This window comes from Peribacillus aracenensis (assembly GCF_025175645.1).
In the GTDB taxonomy this organism is placed as follows: Bacteria; Bacillota; Bacilli; order Bacillales; family DSM-1321; genus Peribacillus; species Peribacillus aracenensis.
In genome coordinates, this window is the sequence record NZ_JANZMJ010000020.1 from 21291 (window position 1) to 34247 (window position 12957).

Below are 12957 nucleotides of genomic sequence, written 5' to 3' on the forward strand. Positions count from 1 at the left end.
CTAAAATTCGACAAAAGGGACTATTCACCGATATTTATTCCAAGACTATTAAGGAACGTTTCCTGTTAGTGAACATGTAAAAATGTATGCCTAGTTCACAAAGAATATACTTGATTAAAAACCGCTTATCCAAAGGATAGACAGTCTTCTTATTAACCTCTCCTGATTTCATAATCTCCCCCAATAAAAAAAGCACCCAATTTAACGGATGCCCCTTTAACATCAATAAAAACCTTCCAGTATTCAGGAAACAATTGAACCTATATAATTACCCATCCAAGCTTTTCTGAAGTGAAATTCAAACGGGAGGGCCCACGGATTTTAAGGCTTCAAGGTCAATTCTTTTAAAATCTATATTTTCTCCCCGCGCTGAGATATGGATCCTTTTATCGGCCGTTTTCAAAAATATTTACAGCGGGAATCGTGAACATACAGCAGGGCAGCGGTACTGTATAATAGAAAAATAAGTTTACATATTTTTAATGCTATTTACTTTGCGTTCAGCTTATTCAAACTAAAACATCGGTAGAAAGGTTGGTAACTATTTTGAGTATACATCCAAATATGGTGGAGATAGCCTCCCTTCTTGGGGAAAAGTCACGCGCAACAATTCTTGCAAGTTTACTGGACGGGCGTTTTCATACGGCAGGTGAATTAGCATTGATGGCTGTAATAACACCACAAACCGCCAGCTTTCACCTTTCTAAATTAGTGGAAGGAAATCTTGTTAAAGTTGAAAAGCACGGAAGACATCGTTACTATCAGCTAGCAAATGGAGAAATTGCACACATTTTAGAATCATTTCTGGCCATTTCCCCACCTCCTGAAGTTCGGTCGCTGAAACAATCAAGCCAAGTCAAATTGCTTAAGGAAGCCAGGACTTGCTATGATCATTTGGCAGGAAAACTAGGAGTCCGATTAGCTGAATCGATGTTGAAAGCCGGATATTTGAAAAAAGAAGAGAGAGAGTTTACAGTCACACCCAAAGGAGATCGTTTTTTTACTGAGTTCGGCATAGATTTACTTGATTTAAGAAAAAAACGCCGTTCCTTTTCCCACTCATGTTTGGACTGGAGTGAACGTCACCATCATCTTGGCGGTGCTTTAGGAAAAGGGCTCCTTACACATTTTTTTGATTTAGGCTGGATAGTCCGTGTTCCATCTATTCGCGCAGTTAAAGTAACAGCTAAAGGGAAAGAAGGATTTAAGGAAGTTTTTTGTATAGAGGTATAATTTAATCATCCCTCGTGAAAAAAAAAGAGGCTCTTGCCTTTTTCACGAGGGAACTTCTGTCCTTAGCAGCTTAGGACGATCCATACGATTACTATAAAGCTCTTTTAACGAATTTATTTTCCTTTTGGAAATTGCTATTTACTAGATAGATGCCAATGATAATAAACAGTCCGCCAATTAGGAGTGAAGTGTATATCGGTTCACCCAATAGTGCCCACCCTGTTAATACTCCGAAAAAAGGTGCCAAAAATAAAAAGGCACTTGTTTTTCCTGGATCACTCTTTTGTAAAAGGTAATACCAAACAGCGAATTGCACGATCGATGACATGATACTTAACCATAATAAAATGAACAACGAATGACCATTCATTATGAAAAATGGTTTTTCAAGAATAAAGCTGCCAAGTAAAAGCAATAAACCGCCAAAAAGCATCTGATAAGCAGATAATACCCATGTATCGGAAATCGCTCCCCATTTTTTCGCCAATAAAGTGGAAATGGCCCAGAAAACAGCAGAAAGAATGCCGAAAAGAATACCAACCTTAAATTCAAGCTGAGCTCCCATCGTTATAATTACTCCAACTATTCCTAATGAAACTCCAATCCATTGATATAGTTTATAGCGTGTTTGTGAAAAGATGGTACCGAAAACAACAACAAGTAACGGGTTCGTGAATGTAAGTATGGAGGATTCACTTGCTGTAATCGTGCGTAAACTCAGGAAAATGCACCCCATGACTCCGGCTGTTTGAAAAGTGCCGATAATGAGCATTTTGATCCAATCCCCTCCAGAGTTTGGATGCGGTCTTTTTAATAAGATTACGATCATCGCCATAATGGATCCAGCAAGTGTGAAGCGTAATGCTGCTAATAATAATGGGGATGAATATGGTAGACCCATTTTAACCACCGCAAAAGAAGACCCCATTAAAAATGTCGTTAAAAGAATCAACAGTGTAAATTTGTAAACATTCATTTTATTATCTCCTGACATATTTAAATACCAATCTACAGATATTATAGCTGGTGATCATTTCAGTTATCATCGAAATATGGAATACAAGGGAGATAAATTAAATGTAACGGCATATCATAGGGAACCTTCATAGTTTAATCGGCATATGTAACCTTTTTAAATCTTCGTATTCATCTATGAAATCAACTTCAATTCTTGAAGTTTTACCCTCCCATCAAACGAGGCAAATCATCCGGAACACAAAAAGAGCAAACCTTTTTTCCTGTTAACTCATCAATACGGATAGGTTCGACTGGAATGTTTTTCAGTGCTTTCTGCACGATACTGCTACATGCATTTTCCTTTTTCCGGATATAGATCTTAACACTCACCATTTAGTTTAATCGCAGCACATTATTGCTAAAGTCGTATAAAAAAAATAAAGCTCGAGCGCAAGTGCGAGACTCCTGCGGGAGTAGCGGGACAGGTGAGACCCCACAGGCGTTTACGCCGAGGAGGCTCACCGCCCGCCCCGCGGAAAGCGAGCATCTGGAGGGGAAATCAACCACACCGCTTTACTTGGTAAATAGCAACAAAGTATGCGAAAAATCCAAAAATAAAAAGCCCTGTTAACTGAAATTCAGTAACATCAGGCTTTCAAGATCTGAGTGTAGAGTTTTTGCACTCTATATATATCATTTCAAACAAACTTTTATTATTCCTAACACTCACTTTTTCATGCATTTATTTCAATCTATTTTACAGCAGGAATTGTTTGTGATATGTTCAGTCATGAAATTTTCCCTTTCCAGATTTCAAGGTCATAATAGCGATAAAACAAACGACACCGAATGAAACCAATCACCAAACTGCTCCATTAAATGAACCATCGAAAGCGTCTATGACAAAACCAATCGACAAAGGAGCAATGAAGCCAGCCACTTGCATCCCTAAATTGACCACCCCCACTGCAGAACCACCAATTGCTTCCGGTAAATACTTCAGCGGCAGACTAAAAATAATGGAACATGAGATAAACGAATAATCCAAGACTTAATCCACTAAAGCCTCCTATCCATTTTTCCCGACCATTTTTCACTTTATCCAGTACATAACCGGCGATAATATAGAATGCCACCGACGCTATTGCCGGGATCATCTTTTTGTGTTCACTTCATTCGGGTATGCTTTTCTTTACCAGTTATCCGCTTTATCTAATAATTGATCAATATCAAATGCATCGAGATGAAATGGAATTGACTCTTCAGCAAGTTCTTCTGTAGCTAAAAGCAATTGGTCAATATCTATTATAGTCAAAAACAATTCGCCTCCCTTTTAATACCTTTACCCTCAAACATTACTTCTAATAGTTGATTCTTTTGAGGGTATCATTACTACATTCGACATTTATTTACGGGGTAGTTCACAGGAATTGACAACACTTGTTCCCAAAAGCTCTCCAGAACTAGCCAAAAAAGTAGATTTGTTCAAAGGACGAACAAGGATTCAATAGCCTTGTATGGTTGAGGCCCCATATTTGTAAATATTCATACACCACAATAAACTTCTAATAATTCCCATTATACCGGAAATAAAACTGTATAATTTTACAATTGTATAACAATTATAAATTAGTATTTATAGATAATACATTGAATTTTCAGTTAATTTCAAAAAGCCTTATGGGACTTTTTATTTTTGTAAAAATGCTAATAAAATGGAAGGGTGCAATTGGATTTATTATTTTTTATTGAGCTATTCTGCCCCGTTAGCAATCCTGTAGAGCATTATTTATCGGATTTAAAAAAACAGAGCCCCTCAGAATGATGAGAGAACACATAAACCAAAACTCATCTAGATAATTATTACTTCAATTAACCTGTCATAAAGTGAAAACTTTTAAAAACGCTCTCACCATAAACGTTCGTTAATGGTGCCTCCTTCTTCAACTAAAGGTGAAGATCAAACACAAATCCCGTATTCAATAAAGTATACGGGATTTTGTTTAAGGTTAACCTTAAATGAATAATATGACTGGAATATTCAAATAGTCTAACTCTCTCGTGGCTATCTTAGTCCATATTGACTTGGACTTGCCCAAAACTTTCGAACTTCTTTGTAAAATAACTTGAAGTAAGATCAGATATATGAACTCCAGTATTCCTTGTTGTATGAATAAAGCGACCATCCCCTAGATAAATACCGACGTGGGTTATCTCTTGACTTAAGTCTGTATCTCTGAAAAATACTAAGTCCCCTGCCTTTGGATCGCTGAGTTTCGGCAGCGTGGAATAGTAGTCCGCTGCCGAAACACGTTTAAGGGAAATGCCCTGCTCCTTCATGGCCCAATAGATAAAACCGCTGCAATCCATTCCAATCATCGGATCAAATTCTCCAAGAACATAGGTAAATCCACGTAGAGTATAGGCATACTTTATGACATCATAAGCTTTATCATAGGAAGCCTCTTGATTTGTATAAAATGGATACACGGGATTGCTGTATATTTGAAGATACTGTCCCTGCATCAAGTTATCAGTTGGTAATGCGTTACGCTTTTTGATTGTATCCACCGATACACCGTAATTATCCGAGATACTTTTAAGTGTTTCATTATTTTGAACGACATGCTCTCCTTTTGGTGTATACGTTTTATACTCGACTTGGTATTGTGCAAAATACTTTTCTGAGGTAGATCTCACCTGAACTGTCTCTGCGCCGTATCCTGAATTAATGAACTGATTTCCCCCCAGATAGATCCCAGCGGTCACGGCTTTTGAACTTCCCTTTTCCAGAAAAAATATAATATCTCCAGCCTTAGGCGTATTTGTATCCATTCCTTGCTTATAATAGCCTTCAACTGACAAACGGTCGATAGGCACCATTTGTCGGGTGAGTACCCAATGAATCAATCCGCTAGAATCAAACCCTTTGATAGGTGTCTCTCCTCCAGCCGTTTTTTTAAATCCTGTAAAAGATTTCGCATAATTCCCAATTTGTTTCCCTCTCTCTGACCACTGATAGTTCGAACGAGTATAAGCAGTCTGAATGGTTAACTTCTGGCCAATATATAATTTTTCATCCGGTAAACCATTCATATTCATTAATTGCTCTGTCGATATATCATAGATCGCTGCAATCGATTCTACCGTTTCTTGAGAGGATACAGTATGCACTCGATCTGCCGCTTCAACTTTTAAGCCAGATAAAAAAGAGAAACTAACCATGCCTAGTAATAAAAGCAACATACTACCTACTATTCTTTTCGCCATTTAACCCTTCCTTTATCAACAGATTTTGTTCCTTCCTAATGAAATTATGTAATAAAATATCAACTTTATAACTTTATCATAAAAATACTATTAATTGGATTTACTTCCACTTTTATTATCGAACTAAATATAATTTATATAAAAAGGAAGGAAATGATGTATATACCTACTGGGAGATACCCGGAAGTATATAAAAGTTATAGAGAGCCATTAAGCGATGTAGACCGTAATCGAATTATCCGTTTGGCCTTATTTATCGCCGCACACTCAAAAAGAGTTTAAAAGTATCCTCGATAGACCTTGTATCGTTTCATCTTCCAAGGAAATGTTTTTAGCATTCCGGGGATTTTTTCATTATATACAAAAAAAAGAGCCCTCCAGTAGAGTTGAGTAATCTAACACCACTCATCTTACGGAAGAAGCTCTATCATGCAATTACACATCAAACGAACTTGACTGTTTAAAAGAACTAGCGAATAATCATTACTTGCCCTTATTATACGGCCGTATAACCGCCGTCTACAATAAGGCTTGTGCCTGTAACAAATGATGCATCGTCACTTGCAAGGAAGAGAACAGCTTTCGCCACTTCTTCCGCTCTGCCTAAACGGCCGATGGGATGTAAGTCGATCAAACCTTGTCTGATCTCACCTTGTGCTTCCGCAATAAGTGGTGTATCAATATACCCTGGGCAAACTGCATTGACACGAATGCCATCTTTGGCATAAGTCGAACCTAACGTTTGTGTCAATAGTTTGACCCCGCCTTTCGCGGCAGAATAGGCTGTTACCCCCGGTTTTCCTGCATGGCTATGGATGGAACCTGTATTGACAATGGCGCCGCCTGTAGATTGTTTTCGCATTTGCTCTATCGCATATTTATCGGATAGGAAGACACCGGATAAATTAATATCAATTGTTTTTTGCCATTGTTCATAGCTTAACTCATGGATGTTTCCGTCTCTTGCAATCCCTGCGTTTGCGAACATGATATCCAGTTTTCCATATTTATTAACCGTCTCTTCGATCATATTCTTTACGTCATTTTCATTTGTCACGTCAGTTTTAACAAAAAGAGTATCATACCCTTTTCCATTTAACTCTTCTGACACAGCTTGTCCATGATCAGCAAAATCGGCAATGACCACCTTTGCTCCTTCTTCTGCAAATAATTGAGCCGTACTTGCTCCAATCCCGCTTGCTCCCCCAGTTACGATCGCCACTTTATTTTCCAATCTCATAATTAAACACTCCTTATTTTTTAGTTTTTACTATCCGTTAGAAAGGATTTTAGCGAGCGGTAGCTCCGCCATCTATTACAAATTCAGTACCCGTAGTATAGGAAGATTCGTCCGAGGCAATGAAAAGCACTGTATTCGCCACATTGTTGACGCTGCCCAGATGTCCCAACGGGAATTCTTTACCTAATTCTTCTTTTGAACTGCCCGTTTGTTCAGATGCATAGTCCGCCATCCCGGTATCGATATATCCTGGATGAATCGAGTTTACACGGACCCCTTTTGAAGCATACTCGATAGCAGCATCTTTAGTCATTGTCCGGACCGCTCCCTTGCTTGCACCGTATAATACATGACCAGGGGCGCCAATTAAGCCTGCTATGGAAGAAGCGTTTATGACTGAACCTTTATTTTGTAGCGCCATCAGTGGCATAATATGCTTCATTCCCAAGAATACGCCGGTCACGTTAATCGACATGAGACGATTCCACTCCTCCAGTTCAATCTCCGCAACCGGTTTAATGATATAAATACCCGCATTGTTGAACAGAACATCCACCTTATCAAAAGTATCGATCGTTTCCTTTGCAACCTTTTTCCAATCTTCTTCATTGCTGACATCATGACGAATGAATAGTGCCTCTCCGCCGATTGCCTGAATGTCTTTCACAGCTTGATCACCGGATTCCTGATTTATGTCAGTGATGACGATTTTTGCTCCCTCCCTGGCAAATAGCAAAGCTGTTTCTTTCCCGATTCCTGTACCCCCGCCAGTAATGATTGCCACTTTGTTTTCAAGTCTCATGATTGCACCTGATCTCCTTTTCTTATTTTTCTGAAACTGAAATCCTCATCCTTAGAGGTTCTCACTAGACTATTATTCCTATACAAGCAATTAAAACAGAATTAAGCAATTGTCCATCCCTTTAAATGGAATGCCGCTAAAAAAAGCTTCATTGTCTGTCTATGCCTTTATTTTACTCCTCGTAATTTGAAATACTATCCTATAATATGCTGTATAATAATAGGGTAAGTATCCCCCTTATATAGGGGTATTTTGTTTAAGGAGAAGAGACCCGTATGATCCAGCCCTCACATGCTTATGAAGAAATATCGTTTCAACAATTCATATTATTCATAAAAAGCCATAACAAACAAATTGAAGAAAATATCAATATTTATTTGAATCTTGAGCCCCTTATATTAGAAAATGAACGTAAGGTGATACAAACATTACTTGAATCATTCCTACTATTTTTATCCGCTCCAAAAATCGAAGACATAAATGAAACATACGATAAGCATCTGGAAACTTGGCTTCAATCACATCTACCCATTTTAAATGTGAAACATTTCAGCATGTTCCGATTAATCTTTGAAAAGTCCATCGTCACCTTAATGGCCAACCTGAAACAGGCCCAAACCATTCCCATTCTACTTTTCTTATTATCCATTTTCTCTCATCTCATCCATAGCTATAACAAATGGATGGATGTCGAACCAACGCAACTTTCAAAAACCCACGAAGAAAATGCTGAACTGAAAAGGCTGAAACTATTAGACCAGTTAGATGAGCTTCTAATTAACTCATCAGGAATTAAGGACTTTGCTCATATCCTAAAAAAATGTGAAGAGTTCTTTCACTATAAAAGATGTGTTTTTTATGCTTATATTCCATGGTCCAATCAATTTTATGGCACCATTGGAGAGGAGCTCCCCAAGGTTCAAAGCATGAGAGGGCAACTCAGCTTGAAGCAATCCTTTGTTTTCAATTCAAAAAAGCCTGTTTTTTTAAAGAATCCCGATCCTTATATTAAAAAGGAACATATAACGTTGTTTAATCTTTCATCTGTCATATTTGTGCCGATTGTTCATGACCAGCAAGTCTTCGGCTGGCTGACCTTTGATCAATTAGGAGAGGAATTCGATTATTCAAAAGATGAACTAACTTTACTTGAACAGGTCGGAAAACGGTTAGGCTTATATTTATCAAGAAAGGATGATGAGGTATCCATTGATACAGATCTACAATTAACGGAACGGGAATCCATGATTTTAAATTTGCTGGCGGAGGGGCATAACAATAAAATGATGGCCGAATTATTGCAATTAAGCGAGCATACCATAAGGGATTATATAAGCAGTTTAATGACAAAGTTTAAAGCCAAGAACCGTACACAAGTCGTAGTCTATGGATTTCGCTTAGGTCTATTAAAGTAAAATCGAGTTTCCTTTAATCGTTATGTAAGTCAAAATAAATCCTTACATAGTTAGTTGTTGGATATACATTTACAGTAGCTGCCATATCATAATCAGTGGAAACGGCTTTGAAGAAAGATTCTGTCATGGCAGCCAACGATTCACTACTGAAGGAATCAATTCATGTACTCATATTTATAATCGCCTGTTATTTTAACCGTAACATCCACCTGAATATTACGGATGGATTCTTCATTAAGACTAAAACCCTCTTTGGAAACTTCTTTCCATTTTTTCAAATCCTTTCTGTAGATAACTCCTTCTAAATTATAAATGTCTATATTTTTTTTAAGAGCATATTTGTAAGTATCCCTAATTTCTTTCTCCAATGCCCGTTGTACTTTTTCTTTAAGGTGGGGAAAGGAGATGTTTTCTTCCATATCCATTACGGCACCTTCTACTTCAATTGAAATATCAAATTCGACTTCATCATTTACATACATTGGCTTTATATTGAATTTGGGCCTCATTAGCGATAATTGAATATTCTTGTTGTTGTTGATTTTTATTCTAATTGGGGACCTTACCGTTGATTTTGTCAACCACCTCATCCCCCCAAGATGTTTATTTTCTATCTCCCCCATCAGTTTATTATTTTTAATAAGGTAGGACCCTGATAGTTTTACGGTGTTCTGGGATTTTTCTTTTGCTTTCCACACCTCATTTTTCAACGAAACCTTCGGTAGTTTTATTGTCATTCCTGTTTCATAATTTTGCGTATAAAATCTTTGGATACGGATGGGTTCGACAAAGGATCTTAATTTATAAATATCATCCGGATTGAAAATGCTTGTTTGTACCGATGAGCCGAATAGACTATTGACAAAAAGGATCTTTTCTAAGGAATCATCGGTTCCATATAACCAAGTTGTTTCCCTAATTTGCTGAAATCTTAAAATGGGATCGTTTACGTTGACCAATCCATGTTTTAGTAAGCTTTCAGAGAAAATGATCAATTTAACATGGGCCCAATATATATATTGGTTTGCCTTTTTATAAATGTCATTCATGGCCTCGTTCATTGTTTCCCCTCGCCCTTTGGCGACCCAAACAGTTGTTGGTTTTGGTTCCAAGCCTTCTTGTTTAGCAACACCGGCAAAAGACGTCACCTGCACATAAATGACATACTGACCATTTTGATAATCTATTCCCATTGCACTTATATATTGAATATCTTGAATATCCTTGGTATCCCAGCAGCCACTTAAAAGAGCGAGGCTCAATACAAATAGTATAATTCTAAGGATCACTTTCATTAGCGATTTCCTTTTGTATTGTCCCTGGTATTCAGCGTCTCGGCTCGTTTCTTTTTAAAAAGATATGGTTTCACAAAGACACCGCCCCCTAGATCTTTCCAGGATATTGGTGAAATAGGCGCTAAGTAGGGTAAACCATAAACCTGCAGCCTTGATAAATAAAGGACAATAGAAAAAACACCGAGAAAAAATCCGAATAAACCTAAAATAGAAGAGAGAAATAATACATAAAACCTGGCCATGCTTACAATTCCACCTAATGATTGATTGATTAATGTATAGGTGGCTACCGCAGTAGTACCTGCAACCACCAACATCGTTGGGGATGTAATCCCGCCTCTAATTGCCGCATCACCAATGATTAATCCACCCACAACAGCCAGTGATTGACCGATTGCTTTTGGGAGAGTGACCCCTGCCTCTCGAAACAGCTCAAATAAACCCAAAATCAAGAAAGCCTCTTGTTGAGGTGATATAGGCAATCCAAATCTAGATACGGTTATCGTCGCCAAAAATGAGAAGGGGAGCTGGTCTAATTGAAATGATACTAATGCTATATAAAAACCTGGCAGAAATATTGATACTACCAGTCCGATAATACGAAAGAAATATTCGAAATTTGTATAGTAAGAAGGAGTATGACGGTCTTCCGCGGCTTTTAACAAGAGTGTAATATTACCTGGCCCAATTAAGGCAGTTGGTGACCCATCCACTAAAATGACAAAGCGCCCATTGTTTAAACTGGCTACAGCATAATCCGGCCTCCCTGTATAATCAAAAAACGGGATCAGTTTGAACTTACTGCCTGATAAAAATTCTTCAAGTTCTGCAGTTCCCAACAAGATATCTGTGTTTATTGAGGAGATTTTCCTTTTTACTTTTTCAATGGTTTCAGGATTTACAACATCCTTCACATATAATAAATTGATTTTTGTCTTGCTCCTTTTCCCAATCGTAAATGCTTGATTTTCGAGTGATGCAGTTTTATATCTTTTTCTGATCAACCCTAAATTAACAGAGATATCTTCGATAAATCCATCACGTGGACCTCGGATGGAAGTTTCACTACTTGTTTCCTCGGGACTTCGATTCGGGATGCTTGGTAGGGAAAACATAAATAATAATTCCAATTCTTCAAATAGCATCAGGACCATCCCGGAAAATACGTTTTCCTCCACATTTTCTTTTAAAGTGGAGGAAGGGAAAACCCTAGTAACTTTATATTCTTCTTGCGGATCCTCTATACCCTCTTCTTCCTTCAGTTTAGAATTTATGAATGCACTATCAAGCCGCGCTACTGATTCCCACAATTTTTTGACATCGACCAACACCTCTGAATAAATCAAAGTGCAAATAAGGGGCGGATCTGTTTTCCCTTCAGATGTAATGGTATGCTTTTTGAATTTTACATCCGAGCTCATTCCGAGTAATTCAATGAAATATTCCGTCTTCAGTTGGATCTCCGAAGAACTCCCCTTATTTGCCTTGTTCAATAGAGGCTTCATTCTTTTTCACCCTTTCTTTTAGAAAAATGACCATGTTAATGAAAAAAGTTATGACCAAAATGCTAATCACACTCAATTTAAAATAATATCTTTCCGTAAAATCCCTGTATGCTGGAATGTCGATTGGTATACAAAGCGCAATGATTAAGGAGACTGCTATAGCAAGCAATACAATATTTTTTATTTTCTTTGATTTAAATTGAAACAGTTCCCCCATTAGGAATATCGATAACGATACACGGATAAATGCACCAGAAAGCCATTGGTATATTGATAAAAAATCCAGCCGGTTCAAATATTTACCCATGGTTAGTAACCGCCATTGAGCGTATGCAGGATTGCTGATTTTTGCAGCCTGTACCGGACCAAACTCTGTAATGGAGCCTATTATGGGTCCCATACTGATAAACAAAAGAAATAAACTTAAAAAAAGTAAACTCCTGAACTTTATTTCTGTCTTTATAAACTGTTGAATCAAAACGAGTAGAAATATCTCTGTAAAACCTCCACCTAGTATTACGACCCCGTCCCAAACAGGTGTAATCCCATTTTCAAAAATAGGAAAAAGCAAGGAGTAATCCTTAAACTGTATATTCGCCGTCATTATCATAAATCCAAGTATCACAACAAGGGGCAAAATCAATCCCCCGGCAATTGCTATTGTTTTAATCCCAGCCTCGGCAGCAATTAAACATAGGATGATGAAAGGTATAAATAATATATATTCTGGCGTTTGAATCATATAAGTACTGTTTACCCAGGAAAATGTGCTATATAAAGTGACAAACAAGTTTAATAAAATATAGAAGAAAAGAAGGATTTTTATGGACCAGGCGGCGAGCGGGTGACTGTGAGTATGAAGCCAGCCAATGATATGCTGTTGCTTTGTTTTATTTATGATCCTATAAACCATGGGAAGCCATATTAGAAAAAGCATCCCGGCGATTAAATTACTGATCCATGAATCTCTTCCGGATGCCCCAAGCAATGAAGGCAAAACGATAACATGGTTCATCAATCCAGTGGATAGAATCAGCACCATTGTCGCTTGAAAAGTTGATATACTTTTTATCATGTGACACATCCCCTCTCTTTTAATATGAGGAGGCATTTTTGTTTTTATTCATATGGTGCATCTTTTCTTTAATGGACAGATAGGTATTTGAACGTCCTCTACCGTCAAAAAGCTCCGCTGAATCAATTGCCATTTATCATCGACTTTGCGGTAAATAATGCAGTG

Annotated in this window: 10 protein-coding genes; 2 read left to right on the forward strand and 8 right to left on the reverse strand. The window is 37.7% G+C overall.

Annotated features, from left to right (window positions below; translation table 11 throughout):
• Positions 1-546 precede the first annotated feature (546 nt).
• Positions 547-1233 (forward strand): ArsR/SmtB family transcription factor, encoded by a 687-nt coding sequence (locus tag N0M92_RS18610; RefSeq protein WP_260287235.1) that lies wholly within the window; start codon positions 547-549, stop codon positions 1231-1233.
• Between the two features lie 91 nt (positions 1234-1324).
• Here the strand turns inward: N0M92_RS18610 and N0M92_RS18615 are convergent, their stop codons facing one another.
• The 5 genes from N0M92_RS18615 to N0M92_RS18635 all read right to left on the reverse strand — a co-directional run bounded on the left by N0M92_RS18615 (position 1325) and on the right by N0M92_RS18635 (position 7502).
• Positions 1325-2209 (reverse strand): DMT family transporter, encoded by an 885-nt coding sequence (locus N0M92_RS18615; protein WP_260287236.1) that lies wholly within the window; start codon positions 2207-2209, stop codon positions 1325-1327.
• A gap of 1173 nt (positions 2210-3382) precedes the next feature.
• Complete coding sequence (locus tag N0M92_RS18620; protein WP_260287237.1) at positions 3383-3505, reverse strand: hypothetical protein; 123 nt, start codon at positions 3503-3505, stop codon at positions 3383-3385.
• A 755-nt stretch (positions 3506-4260) separates the two neighbouring features.
• Positions 4261-5460, reverse strand: coding sequence for a C40 family peptidase (locus N0M92_RS18625; RefSeq protein ID WP_260287238.1), 1200 nt, complete (start codon positions 5458-5460; stop codon positions 4261-4263).
• Between the two features lie 496 nt (positions 5461-5956).
• Positions 5957-6700, reverse strand: coding sequence for an SDR family NAD(P)-dependent oxidoreductase (locus N0M92_RS18630; RefSeq protein WP_260287239.1), 744 nt, complete (start codon positions 6698-6700; stop codon positions 5957-5959).
• 49 nt (positions 6701-6749) lie between these two features.
• Positions 6750-7502: an SDR family NAD(P)-dependent oxidoreductase gene (locus tag N0M92_RS18635; RefSeq protein WP_260287240.1), complete on the reverse strand. Its 753-nt coding sequence runs from the start codon at positions 7500-7502 to the stop codon at positions 6750-6752.
• A gap of 275 nt (positions 7503-7777) precedes the next feature.
• Here N0M92_RS18635 and N0M92_RS18640 point away from each other — a divergent pair, with 275 nt between their 5' ends.
• The gene (locus N0M92_RS18640; protein ID WP_260287241.1) at positions 7778-8917 is read left to right on the forward strand and encodes a LuxR C-terminal-related transcriptional regulator; all 1140 of its coding nucleotides are present in this window, start codon (positions 7778-7780) and stop codon (positions 8915-8917) included.
• A gap of 155 nt (positions 8918-9072) precedes the next feature.
• Here the strand turns inward: N0M92_RS18640 and N0M92_RS18645 are convergent, their stop codons facing one another.
• The 3 genes from N0M92_RS18645 to N0M92_RS18655 are packed head-to-tail and all read right to left on the reverse strand — an operon-like array spanning position 9073 to position 12792.
• Complete coding sequence (locus tag N0M92_RS18645) at positions 9073-10212, reverse strand: Ger(x)C family spore germination protein (protein ID WP_260287242.1); 1140 nt, start codon at positions 10210-10212, stop codon at positions 9073-9075.
• A complete protein-coding gene (locus tag N0M92_RS18650; RefSeq protein WP_260287243.1) occupies positions 10212-11717 on the reverse strand; it encodes a spore germination protein in 1506 nt (501 codons plus the stop codon). Before N0M92_RS18650 ends, N0M92_RS18645 begins: the two co-directional genes overlap by 1 nt.
• Positions 11689-12792, reverse strand: coding sequence for a GerAB/ArcD/ProY family transporter (locus N0M92_RS18655; protein ID WP_260287244.1), 1104 nt, complete (start codon positions 12790-12792; stop codon positions 11689-11691). Before N0M92_RS18655 ends, N0M92_RS18650 begins: the two co-directional genes overlap by 29 nt.
• Positions 12793-12957 lie beyond the last annotated feature (165 nt).